Source organism: Myxococcales bacterium (assembly GCA_016717005.1).
Classification (GTDB): domain Bacteria; phylum Myxococcota_A; class Polyangia; order Haliangiales; family Haliangiaceae; genus UBA2376.
In genome coordinates, this window is sequence record JADJUF010000039.1 from 514,527 (window position 1) to 537,979 (window position 23,453).

Here is a 23,453-nt window from a genome sequence, read left to right on the forward strand (position 1 = left end):
CCAGGCTTGTATCAAGGGTGAGCATGCGCACGACCTCCCTCGCCATCAGCCTCGGGTTCGCGGGTGCCTTCGTGACGGGGTGCGTCGAGCAGCCCGACCTGGGCACCAACCAGAACCGGCTGACGTTCGAGGAGTGGAAGGCCACGCAGTACCGCGACGCCACCGGCCTGTACGTGCTCGATGGCGACACGCCGATCCGCAGCGAGGCGCGCCTGTTCGACATCTGGAGCGGGGCCCAGCCGGGGCAGCTCGCGGTCTACACGTCGAACGGCCAGGACGTGAAGTGGAGCGCGACTCAGCGGCTCCAGCTCACGTACTGCGTCTCGAACAACTTCGGCGCCACCAACAAGCAGAAGGTCATCACCGCACTCACCGGCGCCGCCGAGGGCGGCTGGGAGATGATGGCGGACGTCGACTTCATCTACGTCCCGGCCCAGGACGCCAACTGCACCGCCAGCAACACCGCGGTGCTGTTCGACGTCAACCCGGTCAACGCCAACGGCGAGTACCTGGCGCGCGCGTTCTTCCCCGACAGCCCGCGCGCCGATCGCAACATCCTGATCGACGCGTCGGCGTTCGACCCGCAGCTGACCTGGCCGCTGCGCAACATCCTCGCGCACGAGATGGGCCACACCCTCGGCCTGCGCCACGAGCACACCCGCCCCGAGTCGGGCGCGACCCAGTGCTTCGAGGACAACCAGTACCGCGGCCTGACCCCGTACGACGCCGCGTCGGTCATGCACTACCCGCAGTGCAACGGCACGTCGGCCGACCTGTCGTTCACCGCGCTCGATCGCCAGGGCATCGCGGCGCTCTACGGCGCGCCCGCGCCCAACCCGGCGCCGATGGCGCAGTTCAACGCGCCGGCCAACGGCGCGACCGTGCCGCCGACCTTCGACGTCCAGACCCAGATCGTCGACACCGACCTCGACCGGGTCGAGCTGTGGCTCGACGGCGGGCTCGCCGAGACCAAGATCGCGCCGCCGTTCACGTTCACGATCACCGATCACGTGGTCGGCCCGGTCGCGATCGAGATCCGCGCGATCGATCAGCGCGGCCAGCAGACCTCGCAGTCGATCAACGTGACGGTGGCGCTCGGCGCGCCCGACCCCGGCCCCGGCCCTGGCCCCGGTCCCGACGACACCGACGGCGACGGCTACGGTGACGAGATCACCGGCGGCTGCGCCACCGGCGGCGCCGACGGCAGCGGCGGCCTCGCGCTGGTCGGGCTCGGCCTGGCGCTGGCGCTGCGCCGTCGGCAGCGCTGACCTCGCCACGCCCCGCGCCCCGCGACGCGCAGCCCCGCGGCTGCGCGTCCGTCGTTTCGGCGTCCGCCCGCGTCGCCGCGCGAGGTCGCGCGAGGTCGCGCGCGGTGATGCTTCGTGCGCGCTCGTCCGCTGGGCCCGACGCCCCGCCGCGCACGCCGGTCAGCGCCGGACGTCGGTCGACTCGAACAGCTTGTCGGCCGAGCCGGGCACGAAGCCCTGGAACAGCTCGCCCGAGGGCAGCGGGTAGCGGCGCGCGAACTCGTAGTAGCAGGACGGCACCGCGAACCGGCCGTCGCTGAACTCGACCTCGATCGGCTCGGCGCAGGTCGAGCTCTGCTCGAGGAGATCGGCCGGGGTGCCCTTGATCAGGCCGCCGGCGCGGTTGAGCTCGAACCCGTTCGCGAGCAGGAACTCGTCGACCTCGGCCACCCCCGCGAACGTGCGCAGCCGGCCGACGTCGACGGTGAAGTGGTTGACGCGGAACCCGAACGCCGCCACCCAGGCGGCGTACTCGCTGTGCTCGAGCAGCGCGCGGTAGGTCGCGTGGCTGACCGACCACGGCCGGCCGGCGGTGGCGAGCACCGCGCGATCGCCGAAGCCCGCCGGCGCCGACGCGACCAGCGCGTCGATCAGCGCGGCCGCCGCCGGGGCGAGCTCGTCGACGACCAGCTCGCTGATGAACACCTTCGGCAGCGCCGGATCCGGGTGCTGCCAGTAGTGCGCCCAGAGGTGCTTGTCGTCGAAGCGGTAGCGCTCGCGCCGGACCCAGCCGGCGGCCTCGAACGGCCGCGCCAGCGCCGCGAGCCCGAGGCCGGGGCGGTCGTAGGTCCGGAGCGCGACGTGATCGTTGGCGATCGTCTCGCCGCGGGCGGCGAACAGCGCGTGGATCCGCGCGGCCTGCGGCGTCAGGGTGGTGTAGTCGCGCCACAGCAGATCGAGCAGCTCGGTGGGGTGCACCCGCGGACTATAGCCGCGGCGTGACGCCGGACCTCCTCCCGGAGGGTGATCGCGATCGGGTGCGTCGCCGGCGCCGGCCGCGCTACACTCGGGACGTGGGGGACCCGGTCGAGCGATCGTCGAACCGCGAGGAGCGCTTCGTCGTGCGGGGACAGCTCGGCGCCGGCGGCATGGGCGTGGTCTATCGCGTGCTCGATCACCTCCACCAGCGCGAGGTCGCGCTCAAGACGCTCAAGGCCCAGGGCGCGCGCGATCTGTATCGCTTCAAGCGCGAGTTCCGCTCGCTGTGCGACCTGTCCCACCCGAACCTGTGCTGCCTGCACGAGCTGCACACCACCGGCGACGAGTGGTTCTTCACGATGGAGCTGGTGCGCGGGGTCGGGTTCATCGACTGGGTGCGCCCCGACGCCGAGCGCGCCGCCGCGCTGGCCGACACCGGCCGCGCCCACCCGGCCGTCGACGCCGAGCCCAGCGACGCGACCACCGCGCGGCCGCTGCCGCCGCGGTCGCGCGCGGAGATCCTGGCGACGCCGGTCGAGCTCGAGCGCCTCGAGGACGCGCTGTACCAGCTGTGCGACGGCGTCCACGCGCTCCACGTCGCCGGCAAGCTGCACCGCGACCTCAAGCCGTCGAACGTGCTGATCGAGACCGACGGGCGGGTCGTGCTGCTCGACTTCGGGCTGATCGCCGACGTCGAGCTCGGCGGCGTCGACCACACCCACGAGCGCGCGGCGGTCGGCACGCCCGCGTACATGTCGCCCGAGCAGGCCGCCGACACGCCGCTGACCCCGGCCAGCGACTGGTACGCGGTCGGCGTGATGCTCTACGAGGGGCTGACGGGGCGGCGCCCGTTCGAGGGGCGCCCCGACGAGATCATGCGGCGCAAGCAGCTCGAGGAGATCCCGCCGCCGCGGCAGCTCGCGCCCGACACGCCCGCGTACCTCGACCAGCTGTGCGTGCAGCTGCTCGCCGCCGATCCGCGCGATCGGCCCGACGGCGCCGCGGTGCTGGCCGCGCTCGGGCGCGCGCCGTCGGAGGCGACCCGGACGATCGAGCGCACCAGCAGCGGCTCGGCGCCGTTCGTCGGGCGCACCGACCAGCTCGCGGCGCTCGGCCAGGCGCTCGTCGACGCGCGCGCCGAGGGGGTCGCGGTGTTCGTCCACGGCGTCTCGGGCATGGGCAAGAGCGCGCTGGTCAACCGCTTCCTCGAGACCGTCGGCGACGCGGCGCTCGTGCTCGCCGGCCGCTGCTACGAACGCGAGGCGGTGCCGTTCAAGACGCTCGACACCTTGATCGACGCGCTGACCGGCGCGCTCCTGCGGCTGCCGGGCGAGCAGCTGGCGCGAGCGCTGCCCGACGACATCGCCGCGCTCGCGCGCCTGTTCCCGGTGCTGCGCCGGGTGCCCACGATCGCCGAGCCCGTGACGAGGAGGTTCCAGCCGGCCGATCCGCAGGAGCTGCGCCGGCGCGGCTTCACCGCGCTGCGGATCCTGCTCACGCGGCTGGCGGCGCTGCGGCCGCTGGTCGTCGCGGTCGACGATCTGCAGTGGGGCGACCTCGACAGCGCCGGCTTCCTGGTCGATCTGATGGCCCGGGCCGATCGACCGCCGCTGCTGCTGCTGCTGGTGCACCGGTCCGAGGACACCGACGGCCCGATCGTGTCGTTCATCCACAAGCGGGTCGCGACCGCGTCGCTGGTGCCCGACGTCCGCACGATCGCGGTGCCGCCGCTCGCCGTCGACGAGGCCACCGATCTGGTCGAGGCGCTGGCCGGGATGCCCGGCGACGGCGATCACGACTGGGCCGCGTCGCTGGTGCGCGACGCCGGCGGCAACACCCTGTTCCTGTCGGAGCTCGCGCGCTCGGCCGCGACCGCGGGCGGCGCCACCACGCTCGACGACCTGCTGCGCGACCGGATCGCGCGCCTGCCGGCCAACGCGCTGGCCCTGCTGCGCGCGTGCGCGGTCGCGGCCCGGCCGATGCCGGCCGAGGTGGTCGCGGCCGCCGCGGGGATCGACGACGTCAGCGGCGCGCTGGCGGTGCTGCGCGCCGAGCGCCTGGTCCGGGCCCAGCCCGATCGCGACCGGGTCGAGCCGTACCACGACCGGATCCGCGCCGCGGTCGTCGAGGAGCTCGCCACCGGCGAGCTGATGGCGGCGCACCGCGAGCTCGCGGGCGCCTACCAGCGCGCGGTCCCGGGCGATCTCGAGCCGCTGGTCGACCACCTGCTCGGCGCCGGCGACGCCCAGGGCGCGGCCGAGCGCGCGATCGGCGCTGGCGCCGCCGCCGCCGAGGCGCTGGCGTTCCGGCGCGCCGCCGATCTGTACGCGATCGCGCTCGAGTTCGGGACGTTCGAGCCGGCGGTCCGGTGCGCGCTGCTGCTCAGCCGCGCCGGGGCCCTGGTCAGCGCCGGCCACCTGCTCGAGGCCGCGGCGATGTACGAGGAGGCGGCGCCGCTCGTCGACCCAGCCGAGCGCCGCGAGATCGAGCGGCTCCGCCTCGAGCAGCTGCTGCGCGCCGGCCGGCTGCGCGAGGGCATCCAGCTGGCGCGCTCGGTGCTGCGGACGATCGGCTACGAGCTGCCGGAGACCCAGCGCGCGACGGTGTGGAACGTCGCGGCCCAGCGGGTCGCGCTGCGCCTCCGCGGCACCCGCTTCAAGCGCCGGACGCTGGTCGAGGTGTCGATGGCCGAGGCCCACGCGGTCGACCTGCTCTGGTCGATCTGCAGCGGCCTGTCGTTCGCCGATCCGGTGCTGGGCAAGCTGGTCCAGCTGTGGCACCTGCGGCGCGCGCTGGCGCTGGGCGAGCCGCGCCGGATCGCGATGGCGCTGGCGCTCGAGGTCGGCTACCTCGCCTCGACCGGCGGCGACGCGATCGAGCGCGCCGAGCGGATCGCCGCCCGCGCCCGCGAGGTCGCGGACAGCGTCGGCGACGAGTACGTGATCGGCCTGGTCGAGGCCTGCACCGGCCTGTCCGAGTTCCTGGTCGGGCGCTGGGCCGCCGCCCACGATCACATGGCCGCCGGCCTGCGCCGGATGCGCGATCACGGCGTCGGCGGCCGCTGGGAGATCGACCTCACCGAGATCTTCTTCCTCGCCAACATGTTCTACCGGGGCCAGCTCAAGGAGCTGACCCGGTGGGCGCCGGTGTTCCTGCGCGAGGCCGAGGATCGCGGCGACGTCTACGCCCAGCAGGGCATCCGGTCGTGGCGCTCGAACGTGGCGTGGCTGGTGCTGGGCAAGCCCGAGGACGCGCGGGCCCACACGCTCCAGGTCGCGATGGAGCGCGGCGACGAGGACGCCTTCCAGCTCCAGGACTACTACCAGGTCCTGTCGAACGCCCAGGTCGACCTGTACGTCGGCGACGGTGACGGCGCGCTGGCGCGGGTCGACCGGGCGTGGCGCGACCTCGAGCGATCGCTCTTGCTGCGGGTCCAGTCGGTGCGGGTCGAGGCCTACTTCCTGCTGGGCCGCGCGGCGCTGGCCGCGACCCGCGCCGATCGCCTGGTCGTGGCCCGGCGCGCGATCGCCGCGCTCGGCAAGGAGGGCGTGCCGTGGGCCGACGGGCTGCGCGCGCTGCTGGTGGCCGGCGCGAGCCTGGCCGAGGGCAAGCGCGATCGCGCGGTGCTCGAGCTGGTCGCCGCCGAGGATCGCCTGCGCACGGCCGAGATGCCGCTGCACGCCCAGGTCGCGCGCCAGTGCCGCGGCGAGCTGGTCGCGACCGCCAGCGGCGCGACCTTGCGCGAGGACGCCGAGGCCTGGCTGCGCGCCCAGGACGTCGCCGATCCGCGCGCGTTCGCGCGCATGCTGCTGCCGCGGCCGTGACCCCGCCCGCACCGCGGGTCAGCGCGGCGGCGGCGCGAGCACGCCCAGCCGGCGGAGCACCAGCGCGTCGCCGGCGAGCGCGCCGATCGCCCAGATCACGTAGCCGGGCCCGGCCAGGCGCGGGCGCGCCAGCGGGCCGCGCAGCCGCCACGCGAACCCGTCGCCGACCAGCCACAGCGCGGCGCCGCGCCGCTCGACGGTGCCGACCCACGGCCGGCCCGCGCCGGCGACGTCGTCGATGACCAGCACGCCGTCGCGCCAGCCGACGTGATGGCCGATCAGCCGACCGAGCATCGCCCGCGCCGCGGCGGGGTCGGCGACCGGCCAGCGCCCGCTCGCGCGCGGCCCAGCGCCGGCCGATCCGATCGGCGCGCCCAGCGCGCAGGCCAGCGCCAGCGCCAGCGCCAGCGCCAGGCTACGCACCGTCGGCTTGCTCGGCCAGGAGCGTGTTGAGCTCGAGCAGCACGTCGATGTCGACGTCGAGGAACTGCACGCCGACGCCCTCGGGCGAGACCCACCGCACCGTCGCCCCCAGGATCAACGGCGCGGCGCGCCCGGGCACCGGCACCGCGACCTCGAGCCCGGTCCCGACCGGGACCGCCACCGCGAGCAAGAACGCCCCGCCGACGCCGATGTCGCGGGTGTCGGTCGCCCCCCAGGCGGTCCCCACCGTCCGCCACTCGAGGTGGAGGTGGCGGCCCGGGCGGGCCGAGCCACGATGGTGTAGACGACGTTCTGACCCTCCCACAGTGGTCCAGGATATCGCGGTCTGGCGGCCACGGCAAAACCGCCGTCGCGGCTTTACCGCCCCCCGGCGACCGTATACCTTCCGCCCGCCGTGAAGGTGCACCTCATCGGAATCGGCGGTACCGGCATGGGGGCCGTGGCCGGCTTGCTGTGCGCGGCCGGCCACGACGTCCGTGGCTCGGACACCGCGGTCTATCCGCCCATGAGCGACCAGCTGGCGGCGCTGGGCATCCCCGTGTTCGAGGGTTTCGGGGCCGCCAACCTCGACTGGCAGCCCGACCTGGTCGTGGTCGGCAACGCCCACTCGAAGGACCACGTCGAGGCGGCGGCCGCGCGCGACCGCGGCCTGACCCTGACCTCGTTCCCGGCCGTGCTCGGCGAGCAGCTCTTGACCGGACGCCACTCGATCGTGGTCGCCGGCACCCACGGCAAGACCACCACCACCTCGCTGGTGGCCCACCTGTTGACCGAGGCCGGCCACGATCCCGGCCTGTTCGTCGGCGGCGTGCCGATCGCGCTGGGCCAGGGCTGGCTCCTGGGCAAGGGGCCGGAGTTCGTCGTCGAGGGCGACGAGTACGACACCGCGTACTTCGACAAGGGCCCCAAGTTCCTGCACTACCGGCCGCGCACCGCGATCCTCACGTCGGTCGAGCTCGACCACGTCGACATCTTCGCGTCGTTCGAGGCGGTCCGCGAGACCTTCAAGAAGTTCGTCGCGCTGCTGCCCGAGGACGGGCTCCTGGTCGTGTGCCACGAGGCGCCCGACGCGCTGGCGATCGCCGGCGCCGCCGCGTGCCGGGTCGAGACCTACGCGGTGCTCGACAACGGCAACGAGGCGCCCGCGGACGTCACCTGGTTCGCCCACAACCTCGAGTACGGCAAGAGCGGCCGCGTCAGCTTCGAGGTGGTCGGCCGGGGCGAGGCGCGCGGTCGGTTCGAGACCCTCCTCGCCGGCCGCCACAACGTCGGCAACGTCCTGGCCGCGATCGCCGTCGCCACCGACCGCGGGGTCCAGACCGAGATCATCCGCCGCGGGGTCGCGAACTTCGCCGGGATCCGCCGCCGCCAGGAGCTGCGCGGGATCGCCAGCGGCGTCTGGGTGCTCGATGACTACGCCCACCACCCGACCGCGGTGCGCGAGACGCTGCGAGGGCCTGCGCCGGCGGTTCCCCAAGCGCCGGATCATCGCCGCCTACGATCCGCGCTCGGCGACGTCGCGCCGGCGCACGTTCCAGGACGAGTTCGCGACGGCGTTCGCGCACGCCGACGAGGTCGTCGTCGGCAAGCTCCACGATCCCGACAAGATCCCCAAGGACGAGCGGTTCGATCCCGAGCGGCTCGCGCTCGATCTGCACCGCGCCGGCACCAAGGCCACGTACCTGCCCGACATCGAGCAGCTCGTGAAGCACGTCGCGGGCGCGGCCGGCCCCGGCGACGTGGTCGTGGCGCTGTCGTCGGGTAGCTTCGAGGGCTTCCACGACAAGCTGCTGACGGCGATCGGCGACGCGGTCATGCCGGCGCACCGCACCGACGGCGACGCGATCCGCGCGGTGCTGACGTCGGTCGGGCTGACGCTCGACGACGCCGCCGACACCGACCTCGCGCACTTCTTCGTGCTGCGCAACGAGCACGGCGTGGCCGGCACGGTCGCGCTCGAGGTGCTGGGCGAGGACGCGATCCTGCGCGACCTCGCGGTGTCGCCGCAGACCCGCGGCCAGGGCCTGGGCTGGATCCTCGCCGACGTGGTCGTGCAGTGGGCCCGGTACCGCGGGGTCCGGCGCATCTACCTGCTGACCGAGACCGCCAGCGACTTCTTCGCCGCCAAGCTCGGCTTCCGCGTCGTCGATCGCTCGACGGTGTCGCCCGACGTGGCCGCGACCACGACGTTCCAGCGCTCGACCGACTCGAAGTTCGTGGCCATGCGCCTCGATCTGTAGTCTGTTCGCGGCATGACCGTCGCGCCGCTCGATCTCGCCGCCCTCGATCGCATGCTGGCGCTGGCCCGCGCGATCGCCGGGGAGTGCCGCGCGCTGCTCGACGCGGCCCGCCCCGACCACGTCGGCTACAAGAGCAACCCGCGCGACCTGGTGACCGAGTGGGACACCCGGTGCGAGGAGCTGGTGCGGGCGCGGCTGGGCGCGGCCACGCCCGAGATCCCGATCCTGGGCGAGGAGGGCGGCGGCACCCGCGACGCCCCGCGCCGGTGGCTCGTGGATCCGATCGACGGCACCGTCAACTTCGCCCACGGCCTGCCGCTGTGGGCGGTGTCGATCGCGCTCGAGGGCCCGGCCGGCGTCGAGGTCGGGGTCGTGACCGCGCCGGCGCTGGGCTGGACGTTCTGGGGCCGGCGCGGCGGCGGCGCGTTCGCCGATCGCGGCCGCGGCGTCGAGCGCCTGCAGGTGAGCGCGGTCGATCGGCTCGAGCGCGCGCTCCTGGTCAGCGGGTTCCCGTACGACCGCGCCACCAACCCGCACAACAACTTCGCCGCGTGGGAGCACTTCCAGCGCCTCGCCGGCGGCTGCCGGCGCCTGGGCGCGGCCTCGCTCGATCTGTGCCTGGTCGCGGCCGGCGCCCTCGACGGCTACTGGGAGCAGCGGCTGTCGCCGTGGGACATCGCGGCCGGGGCGCTGTTCGTCGAGGAGGCCGGGGGGATTGTGACCGACACACGGGGCCGGCCCTTCACCGCGAGTTCCGGGGAGGCCATCGCCGCGGGCAGTGGTATCCATCAGATGATCGTGCGCGAGCTGGCGCAGGTCCGCCGCGCCGCCGAGGAGTCGACATGATCCGCTGCGCTTGCCTCGCCCTCATCTCCGCCGTGATCGCGCTCGCGCCGCCGGCGCGGGCGCAGCCCGTCGAGGCGCCGCTCGATCCCTACGCCGATCCGGCGCCGGCCAAGCCGGTCAAGCCGGTCAAGCCGGTCAAGGCCAAGCCCGGCAAGGGCGCCACGCCCGCCCCCGCCCCGGTCGGCCCGGTCGATCCCTACGCCGACGCCGCGCCGCCGCCCCCGGTCGTCGTCGCGCCGGTCGATCCCTACGCCGATCCGATGCCCGGGAAGCCGATCAAGCCGGCCAAGCCGGTCAAGCCCGGCAAGGGCGCCAAGCCGCCGGCCCCGGTCGGCCCGGTCGATCCCTACGCCGACCTGACGGCGCCGCCGCCGGTGATCGCGCCCGTCGCGCCGCCGATCGCGCCGATCGCGCCGCCGACGACGATCGCGCCGCCGACGACGACCGCAGGGCGCATCGACGTCGCCGCGGTCCAGGGGCTGCTCGCGGTCCAGAACCTCGACGGCTGGCTCCTCGCCGATCACGGCGGCATCAACCACGTCGCGCGCAGCCTGGTCGACGCCACCGGCGCGCCGACGCGGCGCTGGTTCTACCTGGTGCCGCGCGTGGGCGAGCCGACGCTGGTCGTGCACGCGTCCGAGGTCGCCAGCTTCCGCGACATCCCCGGGCGCCGCGTGATCTACACCGGCTACCGCGATCTCGACGCCAGCCTGAAGAGGCTGCTCAAGGGCAAGAAGGCGCTGGCGATGGAGTACTCGCCCAAGGGCGCGCTGCCGTCGCTGTCGCTGGTCGACGCGGGCACGATCGAGCTGGTGCGGGCCGCCGGCGTGACGGTCAAGCCCAGCGACGCGCTGGTGCAGTTCGCGAAGGCCAGCTGGGGCCTCGACGGGCGCAAGGCCCACTACCTCGCCGCGCACCACCTGACCGAGCTGCGCAAGGACGCGCTCAGCTTCATCAGCGAACGCCTGCGCAGCGGCGCCGCGGTGACCGAGCACGAGGTCGCGGCGCACATCACCCGCGGCATGGCCACCCGCGGCCTGATCGGGCCCGCGCCGATGGTGGCGTTCGGTGCGAACACCGCCGACCCCACCTACGCGCCCACCGCCGAGCGCTCGGCGACGCTGACCCGCGGCGATCTGATCGTCCTGGGCCTGGCCGGCAAGGTCGACGGCGGCATCTACGCCGCGGCCACGTGGGTCGCGGTCGCCGACGCGCTCGTGACGCCGCGGCTCGCCGAGCTGTTCGCCGCCACCACCGGCGCCCGCGACGCGGTGATCGGGATCATCCGCGATCGGGTCAAGCGTCGCCGCGCGATCCAGGGCTGGGAGGTCGACAAGGCCGCCGGCGAGTCGATCGTGATCGCCGGCCTCGGCGATCGCGTGCTGCACCGCACCGGCCACTCGCTCGACGTCGACCTGTACGGCTCGGGCACCGATCTCGACGACCTCGAGGTCCACGACGCCCGCAACCTCGTGGTCGGCACCGGCTTCACGATCGGGCCCGGCGTCTACCTGCCCGGCGAGCTCGGCCTGCGCACCGAGATCTCGGCCTACCTCGGCAAGGACGGCCTCGAGATCACGACCCCGCCGCAGGCGTCGATCGAGCTCCTGCTGCGCTGACACCTAGGGAGGAGCTTTCGCAAGCTCCTCCCCCCAGCATGCGCTGGGGCCCCCCTCCTGAGACGACCCGGATCGTCCAGCGGAGATGTGCGCTCGTCCTCGGGCGTCGGGTGCGTCCCGCCCCTGAAGGCCGTCGGAGCAGCGTCCGCAAGCGCCTCTTGCGCTGGGGCGCCCCTCCGGAGACGACCCAGATCGTCCAGCGGAGATGCGCGCTCGTCCTCGGCGTCGGGTGCGTCCCGCCCCGGAGGCCGTCGGGCAAGCTCCTCCCCCCAGCATGCGCTGGGGCCCCTCTCCTGAGACGACCCAGATCGTCCAGCGGAGATGCGCGCTTCGTGCGCAAGCTCAGGCAGTGCCGGGCACGACCGCGCGCGACAGCTCGAGGATGTGGGCGTCGTCGTCCTCGCTGGGCTCGAGCACGCTGGCCGACGCGTACAGGCGCATCGCCCGCCGGCTCAGCACCGCGGCGTGGACCGGATCGCCCTTGCCGGCGACCGCGCGCGCCTCCTCGGCGAGGAGCCCGGCCGCCACGCGCATGCGGGCCGGCTCGCGCAGCAGGTCGGCCAGGGTCGCGTCGTCGACGACCTCGAGCAGATCGCGCGGCGTCCCGAGCAGCTCGTCCCAGCCGCGCGCGAGCGCGTCGACCGCGTCGTCGTAGCGGCGGCGGGTGTTGAAGCCGGCCGCGCGCGCGATCACCTCGGCCGCCTGGCGGATGAGCCGGATCAGGTAGTCCTCGCGGATCATGGACCCAGGGTGGCCACGCGGCGCCGAGGCGCAAGCGGCCCTGCCCGAACGGACAGCGCCCTGACACGGCGTGGCGGCCTCGGCGGCCCCGCCCGTCCGCTCGTGGGCACCGAGTTCGCGGGGTGGCATCGCGCCGGCCACGCGGTCCCGTCACCCACGACGGCCGCGCAATCCGGGCGAGGACTTCCGGTACTGTAGGCGTCGATGGCGAGCAATGACGGTTCCGGCGAGGTCGACCCCGCGCTGGAAGAGACGGTCTCGGCCGAGGACGCCGGGGTGACGCCAGGCGGCGCGGGCGCGGGCGGTGGGCGACTGTCGGCCGGGTCGAAGCTCGGGCGCTACGAGATCCTCGAGTTCATCGGCGGCGGCGGCATGGGGTGGGTGTATCGGGCGCGCGACGTCGAGCTCGAGCGCGACGTGGCGATCAAGGTCGTGCAGCCGACGGCGGCGGGGGCGAGCGGACGAGCCCGGCTGCTCGCCGAGGCGCGCGCGATGGCGCGGCTACACCACCGCGCCGTGGTGCCGGTCTTCGATGTCGGCGAGTACGCCGGCGGCGTCTACGTCGCGATGGCGCTCGTCCAGGGCGGGACGCTGCACGACTGGATGCACGCTGAGCCGCGGCCGTGGCGGCACGTGCTGGCGCGGTTCATCGAGGCCGGACGGGGCCTGGTCGCGGCGCACGACGCGGGCATCGTGCACCGTGACTTCAAGCCGCGGAACGTGCTGGTGAGCGAGGCCGGCGAGGTGCTGGTCGCAGACTTCGGGATCGCGGCGGCCAGCGCCGACGGTGACGACGGCGCCACGCCGCGTGACGCGTCGAGCGTCGCCGGCACGCCCGCGTACATGGCGCCCGAGCAAGCCGCGGGCCGTGCGGTCGACGCGCGGGCCGATCAGTACAGCTTCTGCGTGAGCCTGTGGGAGGGCCTGCACGGCGAACGTCCGCAGGAGGCCGCGACCCGCACCCAGGGTGCGCGGATCGAGCGATCCGGCGACGCGCCCAAGCCGCGGCGGCGCGTGCCGGGCTGGCTGACCGACGCCGTCGCGCGCGGCTTCGCGCCCGTGCCGGACAAGCGCTGGCCCACGTTGGCCGCGCTGCTCGATCACTGCCACCGCCGGCTCGGGCGTCCGCGCCGGGTGGCCTTCGCCGCGGGACCGATCGCGCTCGCGGCGGTCGTGGGGGGCGTGCTGTGGACGTCGAAGTCACCGCGCCCAGATCCGTGTCCAGCGCCAGCCCGTGCGCTGGAGGAGATCTGGGGACCGGCCGCGCGCGCCCGGGTCGAGGCGGCGTTCAGCGCCACCGGCGCGCCGTTCGCCAGCGCGATGTTCGCGCGCGTCGGTCCGACCCTGGATCGCTACGCGGCCGCGTGGCGCGACCAGGTCGTCGCCGCCTGTCGGGCGACCAACGTCGAGCACTCGCAGTCGGCCGATCTGCTGGATCGGCGCATGAGCTGCCTCGAGGCGCGGCGCGCCGCGTTGCAGCAGCTGACGGGCGCGCTTGCGGACGCGACGCGCGACGTCGTCGCCGGCGCCCCGGCCGCGGTCGCACAGCTCGCGGCGCTCGACGACTGCGATCGCACCGACGAGCTGCTGGCGAGCGGCCCGACCCCCTCGGGTGAGCGCCGCGTCGACGTGGCCGCGATCCGGACACGCCTCGGCGACGCCGCGACGGCACGCTTGCGCGGCACGTACCGCGCCGCGCTCGACACGGCCGAGGCCGCGCTGCGCGACGCCCGCGCGCTCGCCTGGGCGCCCCTCACCGCGGAGGCGCTGGCCGAGGTCGTGCAGTGTCGGGAGGCGTTGCTGCTGCCGCGCGGCGAGCTCGCCGACGAGCTGACGCGCGTCGCGGCGAGCGCGAAGGACGATCAGCGGCTGGTGCTCGCGTGGGCCGCGTTGCTCGAGCAAGCGCTGGACGAAGGCGACTACCTCCGGGCCAAGGTGCTCGCCGGACCGACCAGCGCGGCGCTGCTGCGGGCCGAGGTCACGCCCGCCCTGGCGGTGCGCACGCGCGTGAAGCTCGCGACCGCCGCCGCGCGCAACGACGACCACGACGATGCGCGGCGCTACCTCGACGAGGCCGAGCCGCTCGCGGTCGCGCCCGGGCTGCGCTGGATGCTCATCCACACCCGTGGCCTCATCGAACGCGACGGGCACGCGCAGGTCCGCCTCGAGGAGGCGGCGCTCGAGACGGCCCGCCAGGAATACGAGGCCGAGCACCCCATCGTCGCGAAGCAGCTGATGTTCCTCGCCGTCGCCCGGCACCGGGTCGGCGACCTCGAGGGCGCCGAGGCGGCAGCGGCGGAGGCGATGGCGATCCACGAACGCGCGGGCGACACCCGGGGCACGCCGGCCCTCGCCAGCCTGCTGCAGCTGCGGGCGAGCCTCGCGGGGAGGCGTGGACGCCCGCGCGACGCCCTGGCGGATCTTGAGCGCGCGGGTGAGATCTTCCGCGACGCCGGCATGACCTCGTCGATCGCGTCGACCGAGCGCCTGATCGCGAACGTCTACTCGACCTGGCTCGACGACGCCGAGCAGGGGCGCGCGCACTACCAGCGGGCGCTCGAGATCGTCGCGTCGCTGCAAGGCACGAACTCGATCGCCTACGCCGACCTCGAGGCCTCCTTCGGCGCCATGCTGGGACGCCGGGACTGCGCGGCCGCGCGGCCGTACCTCGAGCACGCGATCCGCGTGCTCGAGCCATCGCGATACTTCACGCTCGTCGCGGCGTACGGTCAGCTCGGCGAGTGCCTCGAGGACACCGAGCCGGCGGCGGCGATGCGCTACTACGAAGCGGGGCTCGGGCTGTGCCGGGCGCGCGGCTGCGAGCCCGGGCACGAGGCGAACTTCCAGGCGGCGGTGGGCCAGCTCCTGATCGAGACCAAGGCCGGTCGACCGCGCGGCCTCGCGCTGCTGCGCGAGGCCGTCGTGGGCTTCGAGGCGGCCGGCAACCCCGACATGGCGTCCGAGCTGCGCGCGATCATCGCCCACCCGCCGCCGGCGCGGTAAGGCGGGCGCAGGTCGCCGCCGCCATGGGGCGCGCCCGGAGCGTGCTGACGCGGCGCGTGAGTTTTCATCTTGACACCGCACGGTGTCACAGTTATCAATGACTCATCGCTGAGTGCCGTGCTGCCTGGGCCTGTCGCCCGCAGCGGAGGCGCTCGCCTGCCCTGTCCAGGAGTCGCCATGACGTCCGCACTCGTCGCGTCGCACGATCTTGCCTCGCCCCCGTTCACGCCGCCGCCGGCCCCGCGCCCGACCCGCGACGAGGCCCTGGCCGCCCGCCACCGCGCGCTCGGCGCCGACCTCGACGCCCTCAAGGCCCGGGTCATGGCCCAGCTCGGCGCCGACGACCTCGCCCACGTCCGCTCGGTCCAGCGGATCTCGACCGCCGCCGAGGTCATCGGGCGCGTGCTGATCCACGTCAGCCTCGACCCGGTGACGTGGTCGGCCGGGGTGGTCGCGCTGTGGCTGCACAAGCAGCTCGAGGCCACCGAGCTCGGCCACACCGCGCTGCACGGCGCCTACGACAAGCTGCCCGGCGCCGAGCGCTGGCACAGCGACGGCTACGCCTGGGACGTGCCGATCGACGAGGAGGCCTGGCGCGCCGGCCACAACCACAAGCACCACGGCAACACCAACGTCGCCGGCAAGGACCCCGACATCCACTTCGGGCCGATCCGCCTCACCGCGCAGACGCCGCACCGGCCCGGGCACGCGCGCCAGCCCTGGTACCTGCTGGCGCTGGTGCCGACGTTCACGTTCGGCATGAACCTGCACTTCACCGGCGTCGCCGACGCGCTCGCCGACAACGGCCTGCCCGGCCGGTTCGACGTCCTGCCCGACCGCTCGCCGGCGAGCGTGCGCGCGGCCTGGCACAAGGCGCTGCGCAAGTACGTGCCGTACTACGCCAAGAACTACGGCCTGTACCCGGCGCTGGCCGGCCCGCTGTGGTGGAAGGTGCTCGCGGGCAACGTCGTCGCCGAGGTGCTGCGCGACGTCTACTCGGCGGCGACGATCTACTGCGGCCACGTCGGCGGCGACGTCGCGAGCTGGCCCGAGGGCACCAAGCCCGCCAGCCGCGGCGCCTGGTACGCGATGCAGCTCGAGGCCACCAACAACTTCGAGGTGTCGACGCCGGTGTCGATCCTGTGCGGCGGCCTCGATCGCCAGATCGAGCACCACCTGTTCCCGACGCTGCCGCCGCCGCGGCTGCGGCAGATCGCGCCCGAGGTCCGGGCCATCGCGGCCCGCCACGGCTTCGCCTACAAGAGCGACACCTGGGGCCGCACGTTGGCCAAGGCGCTCCGGCACATCAAGCACCTGGCCCGCGCCGACGGCGCGCGCGCGGTGCTGCGCGAGGCCGCGTGATGCTACTACTAGCGCCAGGCATGCCGACCCCCGCGCCGCCCGCGCCGCCGCCGCCCGCCGCGCCGGCCGCGTCCCTGACGATCGACGAGCTGGCCGCGCAGGTCGGCGTCCCGACCCGCACGATCCGCTTCTACCAGGCCCGCGGCGCGCTGATGCGGCCCGAGATCCGCGGGCGCGTCGCGTACTACGGCGACGCCCACGTCGAGCGGCTCAAGCTGATCGCGCAGCTCCAGGATCGCGGCCTGCGCATCGACGCGATCCGCGATCTGGTCGCCGGCATCGACAAGGGCGAGCTCGACCTCGCCGAGTGGCTCGGCATCGAGCAGGAGGTCCAGGCGCCGTGGGCCGACGACTCGGCCCGCACCGTCGACGAGGCCGGCCTGTACGCGCTGACCGGCAGCAAGCGGCCCGGGCTGGTCGCCGACCTGGTCCGCGCCAAGCTGATCGCGCGCCACGGCGACGTCTACCTGGTGGCGAGCCCGGCCTTGCTCGGCATCGCGATGAAGCTGGCCGGCGCCGGCATCGACCTGCCGACCGCGACCCGCTCGGCCGAGGTCCTGCGCAAGCACCTCGGCCGCGCGGTCAAGGACCTGGTCGAGCTGTTCGTCGACGGCATCAAGGACGGCGGCGTCGCCCTGGCCGATCCCGAGGCCACGTTCGCGACGCTGCGCCCGCTCGGCATCGAGGCGGTCAAGGTGCTGTTCGCGCGCGAGATGGAGGCCGAGCTGCGGCGCCTGCTCGAGGCCGGCGCGATCAAGGCGCTGCGCGGCCGCAAGCGCCGGCGCTCCTGACGCGCGGCTGGTCAGGGGCTTGGGCGCGGCTCAGCTCGCGAGCCACCGACGCCCTCGGCGCGGCGCCGTCGCGCGGGCCGCGCCGTCACTTCGGCATCGCGGCGCGCAGCAAGCGCCGCTTGAGCCCGGTGGCGCGGGCCCGGCCCCAGGCGCCGACGCGGCTGGTGCGCGCCGGCTCGAACGTGACCGGGGCGCCCACCGCGACCGGGCCCGACGTGACCACGGTGGCGTAGGCGCCCACGCAGCGCTGCGCGTGGGCCGCGATCGTGCGCATCACCACCGGCGCGGCGGGCAGCTCGGGCTGGGCGCGGGTCGGCATCGAGCAACGGGGCGTCGGGCACTCGATCGCCGCGGTGCAGCCGCCCGCGACCAGCCGGCCGCCGCTCCACGTCGCCTCGAGCAGCGCTGCGGCGCCGGGGGTGGCGACGACCAGGTTGGCGCGAAAGCGCCGGCGATCGAAGTCGGCGTCGGCCAGGTCGCGCAGCGCCGCCAAGCTGGCCGTGGTGATCACGTGCAGGGTCGCGGCGTCGAAGTAGGTGCCGGGCGGCGTGGCGTAGCGCCCCAGCTCCAGGAGCTTGCCCAGCGGCATCATCGAGAAGTCGGGGAGCGGTTGCCCGGGCTCGATCGCGAACTCGCCGCGCATGCCGTCGGCGGTGGCCTTGGCGGCGCGGTAGTGCGCGCGGTCGCTCGCGGGGCGCAGCGCCTGCAGCGTGACGCGTCGGCCGACCACCGCCGACAGGCGCGCGTGCACCGCGGCGTCGTCGGAGGTCACCGTGGTGCCGTCGGGGAGGGTCACGACCACCGGCGGCACCGAGTCGGGCCCGACGTCAGGTGGCGGTTCGCGGACGAACCGCGCCGCGCACATCAGCAGCATCGGCAGCCGCTTGGCGTGCGTGATCACGCCCAGCTCCTCATCGCGCACGGCCCACAAGCGGTCGCCGTGGAGCCCGCGGTCACCGACCTGGGCGGTGGGCAGCCGCTCGCCGCCCATCGACTTCACCGGAAAGCGCCAGAGCTCCTCGACCGTGCCGATCTCCATCACGTCCGACTCTATCAGGTGGGCCCCGGGTCAGCGCCTTCGAGATCGACGCGCGCCGCGCGGCTCAGCCCGCGAGCCACCGCGCCAGGTCGGGCGGCGCCACCGGCGGCAGCGCGCGCCGCGCGGCCGCGACCGCGAGCCGCAGCGCCTCCATTGATCCGTACCGGTCGGCCGCCGCCGGCGCCAGCGCGCGCCGCGCCACCGCGGCGACCACCGGCGGCAGCGCGTCGAGCGGCGGCACCTCGCCCCGCCGCACGTTGGCCATCGTCGTCAGCGGCGTGTCGCCGTCGAACGGGCGCCGCCCCGTGGCCAGCTCGACCAGCGTGACCGCGAGCGCGAACTGATCGCTGGCGCCCGTCAGCGGCTCGCCGCCGAGCTGCTCGGGCGACATGTACGCGTACTTGCCCTTGCGCAGGCCGCCGGTGCGATCGGCCAGCGCCGTGGCCTTGGCGATGCCGAAGTCGCCGAGCTTGACCTCGCCCGCGCGCGACACCAGCACGTTGCCGGGGCTGACGTCGCGATGGACCAGACCCAGGGGCAGGCCGCGCGCGTCGACGGCGCGGTGGACGTGGTCGAGCCCGAGCGCCAGCTCCTCGACGACCAGCAGCGCCAGCGGCAGCGGCAGCGCGCGCCCCCGGGTCAGGCGGTCGAGATCGCCGCCGTCGACGTACTCCATGACCACGTAGTAGCGGCCGGCGTCGACGCCGAGGCCGAGCACCGCGACCAGGTTCCGATGCGCGAGCTGGCCGCTCACGCAGGCCTCGTGGATCAGCGCGCGCTCGAGGTCGGCGTCGCCGGCGAGTTCGGGCAGCAGCGTCTTGATCGCGACCCGGCGCTCGAAGCCGCTGGCCCCGAAACTGACGGCCAGCCAGACCTCGGCCATGCCGCCGTGGCCGAGGCGGCGCTCGAGGCGGTAGGGGCCGAGGCTGCGCGCGCTCATGCGTATATGATAGCGGCGTGGCGACCGCGCGCGTGGCGACCGTGTTCAGCGAGGCGCTCGACGGCCCGCCGCGGCCGCCGCGCTGCCAGGTCGTCGTCATCGAGGGGCCCGATCGCGGCCGGGCCTGCAAGGTCGGCGACCGCGCGATCGTGATCGGCACCGATCGCGACGTCGGGCTGGTGCTGTCCGACGATCGGGTGTCGGGCCGCCACCTCGAGCTCGCCGCCGACGGCGCCGGCTTCCGGCTGCGCGACCTGGGCTCGACCAACGGCACCTGGTTCGAGGGCTCGCGCGTGGCCGAGGCCCACGTCGCGGCCGGCGCCACGCTCAAGCTCGGCCGCACCGCGGTGCGGATCGAGCCCGAGGCCCAGCCGCTCGAGCTCGCGCCCAGCCAGGCGCGCCGGTTCGGCGAGCTGGTCGGCGAGAGCCTGGCGATGCGCGAGGTGTTCGCGGTGCTCGAGCGCGTCGCCGGCGCCGACGTGACGGTGCTGGTCGAGGGCGAGACCGGCACCGGCAAGGAGCTGGTCGCGCGGGCGCTGCACCACGCGTCGCCGCGGCGGGGCGGCCCGTTCGTCGCGGTCGACTGCGGCGCGCTGCCCGAGGGCCTGCTCGACTCCGAGCTGTTCGGCCACGTCAAGGGCGCGTTCACCGGCGCGGCCGCGCCCCGGGGCGGGCTGTTCGCGCGCGCCGACGGCGGCACGATCTTCCTCGACGAGCTCGGCCGCGTGCCGCCGAGCGTCCAGGCCCGGCTGCTGCGCGTGCTCGAGGAGCGGGTCGTGCGCCCGCTCGGCGGCGATCGCGAGCGCGCGGTCGACGTGCGCGTGGTCGCGGCCGCGCGCGACGATCTCGACGCCGAGGTCGCGGCCGGGCGGTTCCGCGCCGACCTGCTGTACCGGCTGGGCGTCGTGCGCCTGCGCCTGCCGCCGCTGCGGTCCCGGCGCGAGGACCTGGCGATCCTGACCACCGCGATCCTGCGCGCGCGCGGGCTCGACGCGCCGACGCCGAGCGGCCCCGGCCTCGACCGGCTGATGGCCCACGCCTGGCCCGGCAACGTGCGCGAGCTGCGCAACGTGCTCGACCGGGCGCTGGCGCTGACGCCGGGCGCGCGCGCGTTCGCCGACCTGCCGATCCGGATCGATCCCGCCGCGGGCGCCGACGACGAGCCGCTGCCGGTGCGCACCGACCTCCCCTACGCCGACGCCAAGCAGCTGGTCGTGCACGGGTTCGAGCGCCGCTACCTGGCCGACCTGCTGGCGCGGACCGACGGCAACGTCGCGGCCGCCGCCCGGGCCGCCGACCTCGATCGCAAGCACCTGCGCACGCTCGCGCGCCGCCACGGCCTGCTCGACGACCACGGCGCCGACGACGAGTGAGCGCCGGCCACCGTCACGCCACGACCCGCACCACCACCGCCGAGATGTTGTCGCGGCTGCCGGCGGCGTAGGCCACGTCGACCAACGTCGCGGCCGCCCGGGCTGGCGGCTGCGCCAGGTGCGCGGCGATCACCGCCGGCGCCAGCACCTCCGACAGGCCGTCGCTGCACAGCAGGTAGACGTCATCGGCCAGCACCGGTTCGAGCCGCACCTCGGGCTCGCCGCTGGGCGTGCCCAGCGCGCGCGTGACGACGTGCTTGTACGGGAACGCGTCGCGCTCGACCGGCTCGGCGCCGGCCGCGACCAGCTCGGCCCACAGCGAGTGGTCGACGGTCAGCGGCTCGAGCGCGCCCGCGCGCAGGCGGTAGATCCGGCTGTCGCCGACGTGGCCGATCGCGACCAGGCGGCGGCGGCCGTCGATGCGCAGCACCGCGACCGTCGAGCCCATCTGCGCCAGCACGCCGGTGCGCCGCGCCGCGATCCGGGCGCCGGCCAGGCGGGTCGCGACCGCGACCTCGTTGGCGATCGGATCGAGCCGCACGTCGGCGCGGTACGGCCACGTGACGTCGGCGTCGGCGGCGGTGCGCGCGACCAGCTCCTCGATCGTCGCGACCGCGACCTGGCTGGCGATCTCGCCGCCCTCGTACCCGCCCATGCCGTCGGCGACGACGAACAGGCCGAGATCGGCGCGGGCGCACACGGCGTCCTCGTTGTGGGCGCGGCGCCCGGTGGCGGTGACGGCGAAGGCTTCGAGCTGCATGGCCCCGGTAGTGCGCGCGCCGTGCCGATCGCAACCGCCCGCGATCGCAACGCCGCCCGGTGCGTCGTCACCCCGATCGACCCGACCGCGCGGGTGGGGCTGGGGTGTCGCCACCCGCGCTGCGGTCGCCGGCGTGGCCGACCGATGACCGCCCGGCGTCGGCGGGCTCGGCGCCGCGCGGCGCGGTGCAGTAGCATCGCCGCCATGTACACGCACACCCCCGTCATGCCGCACGGCTCGCTGGCCGAGGTCTTCACCGACGTCTTCCTGGTCACCGGCACCTCGCGGCCGACGTTCCAGGGCCAGACCTGGCAGTTCTCGCGCAACATGACGGTCGTGCGCGACGGCGACGAGCTGACGCTCATCAACACCGTCCGCCTCGACGACGCCGGCCTCGCGGCGCTCGACCAGCTCGGCCGGGTCAAGCACGTCGTCAAGATCGGCGCGTTCCACGGCATCGACGACGCGTTCTACGTCGATCGCTACCAGGCGCGGCTGTGGGCGCTGCCGGGCGCGGTCCACGAGAGCGGCAAGGCCACCGACGTCGAGCTGGTCGTGGGCGGCGCGACGCCGTTCGCCGGCGCGTCGCTGTTCGTGTACGAGACCGCGAAGCAGCCCGAGGGCGTGCTGCGCATCGACCGCGACGGCGGCATCCTGATCAGCTGCGACAGCCTGCAGAACTGGGCCGAGGCCGACGAGTGGTTCGACGAGACCAGCGCGGCGACGATGGGGCAGATCGGGTTCATCAAGCCGTGCAACGTCGGGCCGGGCTGGCGCCAGGCGTCGCAGGCGCAGGCGAGCGACTTCGCGCGGCTCCAGGCGCTGACCTACAAGCACCTGATCTCGGCCCACGGCGCGCCGGTGAAGGACGACGCCCACGCGCGCTACGGCGCGACCTTCAAGGAGCTGTACGGCGTCGAGTAGGCGGCGCGCGGGCGATCGCGCCGCGAGTTGGTGGCGCGTCGACGGCGCCCAGGCGGCGTGGAGGCGATCCAGCCGCGAGTCGGTGGCGCGCAGGCGGCGGCCACGCGGGCGCGGCGCCACATCGGGTAGGCTGCGCGCGTGCTGACGCGCTCCGACCTGACGGCGTGCATCCTGGCCGGCGGCCGCGCCCGCCGCCTGGGCGGCGTGGTGAAGCCGCTGCTCCAGATCGACGGCACCACGATCCTGGCGCGGCAGCGCGCGGTGCTGGCGCCGCGGGCGCGCGAGATCATCGTCGCGGTGGCCGAGCCCGGCGCTGGCCTGGCCGACGATCTGCGCGAGGTGATCGACGGCGTCGCCGACGCCGGGCCGCTGGCCGGCATCGTCGCGGCGCTGGCGGCGATCGACACGCCGTGGCTCCTGGCGGTCGCTGGCGACATGCCGCACCTGGCCCCGGCGGTGCTCGACCTGTTGATCGCGCGCGCGCGCGCCGACGTCGACGCGGTGGCGGCGACGATCGGCGGCTGGCCCGAGCCGCTGTGCGCGCTGTGGCACCGGCGCGCGCACCCGGCGCTGGCGGCGCGGCTCGCGGCCGGCGACTACAAGGTCGCGGCGGCGCTGACGGGCGCTGCCGGTGGCGTGGGTCGACGAGGCCGCGGTGCGCGCGGTCGATCCGACGCTGGCGTGCTTCACCAACATCAACCGACCGACGGAGCTGCCGCCTCGGTAGGCGCGCTCGGCGCGCTCGGCGCCGCGGGCAGCCGGCCCGCCAGGAACGCCCGGGCCAGGGCCGGGCGCGCCATCAGCCGGTCGACCGCGAGGTCGAGGTTGGCGTCCCACTGCGAGGTGATCTGGCGCTCGACCTCGATGTAGAGCGGGTACATCTTCGCGACCTCGGGGCCGGGGCGCACCTCGACGGGTTCGTCCTGGAAGCCCGGCACCTGGATCGCGACCAGCTCGTGCTGGGTCAGGCCCGAGGTCAGCATCCAGTCGGCGATCGCGCCCGTGCGGACGTCGGCGATCCGGATCGCGAGGTTCCCGGCGACCGCGGCGATCGTCGCGTCGCGGCCCCAGTCGGCGCTGATCATGGTCGCGGCGGCGCACAGGTACCCGCGCGCGTCGAGCCAGATGTGCTGACGCCCCGGGCCCGGGCTGAGCGGATACAGCCGGGCCTCGCGGTAGGCCAGGAACCGCTGGAAGGTCTCCTGCCGGCGCTCCGCCAGGCGCGCGCGGACCGCGGCGCGATCGAGGGCGGCCTGGGGCGCGGTGACGCGGCCGCCGTCGCTGGACGTGACCGCGGCCGGGCCGCGCGGGGCGCAGGCGGC

The 23,453-nt window shown here is 75.0% G+C and carries 18 protein-coding genes and 1 pseudogene; 12 read left to right on the forward strand and 7 right to left on the reverse strand.

Annotation, left to right across the window (positions count from 1 at the left end; all coding sequences use genetic code 11):
* Positions 1–23: 23 nt before the first annotated feature.
* Positions 24–1,268 carry a matrixin family metalloprotease gene (locus IPL61_33205; GenBank protein MBK9036051.1) on the forward strand — a complete coding sequence of 415 codons (1,245 nt, stop codon included), beginning with the start codon at positions 24–26 and terminating at the stop codon, positions 1,266–1,268.
* A 159-nt stretch (positions 1,269–1,427) separates the two neighbouring features.
* On the opposite strand, the gene IPL61_33210 is transcribed toward IPL61_33205, so the two are convergent.
* A complete protein-coding gene (locus IPL61_33210) occupies positions 1,428–2,225 on the reverse strand; it encodes a DUF1338 domain-containing protein (protein MBK9036052.1) in 798 nt (265 codons plus the stop codon).
* Between the two features lie 95 nt (positions 2,226–2,320).
* On the opposite strand from IPL61_33210, the gene IPL61_33215 reads away from it, so the two are divergent.
* Complete coding sequence (locus IPL61_33215) at positions 2,321–6,049, forward strand: protein kinase (protein ID MBK9036053.1); 3,729 nt, start codon at positions 2,321–2,323, stop codon at positions 6,047–6,049.
* Positions 6,050–6,067: 18 nt separating this feature from the next.
* On the opposite strand, the gene IPL61_33220 is transcribed toward IPL61_33215, so the two are convergent.
* A complete protein-coding gene (locus IPL61_33220; protein MBK9036054.1) occupies positions 6,068–6,472 on the reverse strand; it encodes a hypothetical protein in 405 nt (134 codons plus the stop codon).
* The gene (locus IPL61_33225) at positions 6,465–6,797 is read right to left on the reverse strand and encodes a PilZ domain-containing protein (GenBank protein MBK9036055.1); all 333 of its coding nucleotides are present in this window, start codon (positions 6,795–6,797) and stop codon (positions 6,465–6,467) included. Before IPL61_33225 ends, IPL61_33220 begins: the two co-directional genes overlap by 8 nt.
* Positions 6,798–6,923: 126 nt before the next feature.
* On the opposite strand from IPL61_33225, the pseudogene IPL61_33230 reads away from it, so the two are divergent.
* The 4 genes and pseudogenes from IPL61_33230 (at position 6,924) to IPL61_33245 (ending at position 11,198) form a co-directional block, all read left to right on the forward strand.
* Positions 6,924–8,295, forward strand: a pseudogene (locus IPL61_33230) (UDP-N-acetylmuramate dehydrogenase).
* 12 nt (positions 8,296–8,307) lie between these two features.
* A complete protein-coding gene (locus tag IPL61_33235) occupies positions 8,308–8,733 on the forward strand; it encodes a GNAT family N-acetyltransferase (protein MBK9036056.1) in 426 nt (141 codons plus the stop codon).
* A gap of 12 nt (positions 8,734–8,745) precedes the next feature.
* Positions 8,746–9,579, forward strand: a complete 834-nt coding sequence (locus IPL61_33240; GenBank protein MBK9036057.1) for an inositol monophosphatase — start codon at positions 8,746–8,748, stop codon at positions 9,577–9,579.
* Positions 9,576–11,198 carry an aminopeptidase P family protein gene (locus IPL61_33245; GenBank protein MBK9036058.1) on the forward strand — a complete coding sequence of 541 codons (1,623 nt, stop codon included), beginning with the start codon at positions 9,576–9,578 and terminating at the stop codon, positions 11,196–11,198. Before IPL61_33240 ends, IPL61_33245 begins: the two co-directional genes overlap by 4 nt.
* 342 nt (positions 11,199–11,540) lie before the next feature.
* On the opposite strand, the gene IPL61_33250 is transcribed toward IPL61_33245, so the two are convergent.
* Positions 11,541–11,939 carry a hypothetical protein gene (locus tag IPL61_33250; protein MBK9036059.1) on the reverse strand — a complete coding sequence of 133 codons (399 nt, stop codon included), beginning with the start codon at positions 11,937–11,939 and terminating at the stop codon, positions 11,541–11,543.
* A gap of 204 nt (positions 11,940–12,143) precedes the next feature.
* Between IPL61_33250 and IPL61_33255 the strand changes: the two genes are divergently transcribed.
* From IPL61_33255 to IPL61_33265, 3 genes are all read left to right on the forward strand, one after another.
* Positions 12,144–14,942 carry a serine/threonine protein kinase gene (locus IPL61_33255; protein MBK9036060.1) on the forward strand — a complete coding sequence of 933 codons (2,799 nt, stop codon included), beginning with the start codon at positions 12,144–12,146 and terminating at the stop codon, positions 14,940–14,942.
* Positions 14,943–15,119: 177 nt separating this feature from the next.
* Complete coding sequence (locus tag IPL61_33260) at positions 15,120–16,304, forward strand: fatty acid desaturase (GenBank protein ID MBK9036061.1); 1,185 nt, start codon at positions 15,120–15,122, stop codon at positions 16,302–16,304.
* A 20-nt stretch (positions 16,305–16,324) separates the two neighbouring features.
* On the forward strand, positions 16,325–17,095 hold the full coding sequence (locus IPL61_33265) for a MerR family transcriptional regulator (GenBank protein ID MBK9036062.1): 771 nt from the start codon (positions 16,325–16,327) through the stop codon (positions 17,093–17,095).
* A gap of 85 nt (positions 17,096–17,180) precedes the next feature.
* On the opposite strand, the gene IPL61_33270 is transcribed toward IPL61_33265, so the two are convergent.
* Positions 17,181–18,134 (reverse strand): MOSC N-terminal beta barrel domain-containing protein, encoded by a 954-nt coding sequence (locus tag IPL61_33270; GenBank protein ID MBK9036063.1) that lies wholly within the window; start codon positions 18,132–18,134, stop codon positions 17,181–17,183.
* A 64-nt stretch (positions 18,135–18,198) separates the two neighbouring features.
* Positions 18,199–19,074 (reverse strand): serine/threonine protein kinase, encoded by an 876-nt coding sequence (locus IPL61_33275; protein ID MBK9036064.1) that lies wholly within the window; start codon positions 19,072–19,074, stop codon positions 18,199–18,201.
* Positions 19,075–19,106: 32 nt separating this feature from the next.
* Between IPL61_33275 and IPL61_33280 the strand changes: the two genes are divergently transcribed.
* On the forward strand, positions 19,107–20,447 hold the full coding sequence (locus IPL61_33280) for a sigma 54-dependent Fis family transcriptional regulator (protein ID MBK9036065.1): 1,341 nt from the start codon (positions 19,107–19,109) through the stop codon (positions 20,445–20,447).
* A 13-nt stretch (positions 20,448–20,460) separates the two neighbouring features.
* Here IPL61_33280 and IPL61_33285 read toward each other — a convergent pair whose 3' ends face one another.
* Positions 20,461–21,207, reverse strand: a complete 747-nt coding sequence (locus tag IPL61_33285) for a serine/threonine-protein phosphatase (protein ID MBK9036066.1) — start codon at positions 21,205–21,207, stop codon at positions 20,461–20,463.
* Positions 21,208–21,432: 225 nt separating this feature from the next.
* On the opposite strand from IPL61_33285, the gene IPL61_33290 reads away from it, so the two are divergent.
* Both IPL61_33290 and IPL61_33295 read left to right on the forward strand, forming a co-directional pair.
* Positions 21,433–22,131, forward strand: a complete 699-nt coding sequence (locus IPL61_33290) for a hypothetical protein (GenBank protein MBK9036067.1) — start codon at positions 21,433–21,435, stop codon at positions 22,129–22,131.
* Positions 22,132–22,269: 138 nt separating this feature from the next.
* A complete protein-coding gene (locus IPL61_33295) occupies positions 22,270–23,001 on the forward strand; it encodes a molybdenum cofactor guanylyltransferase (GenBank protein ID MBK9036068.1) in 732 nt (243 codons plus the stop codon).
* Positions 23,002–23,453 lie beyond the last annotated feature (452 nt).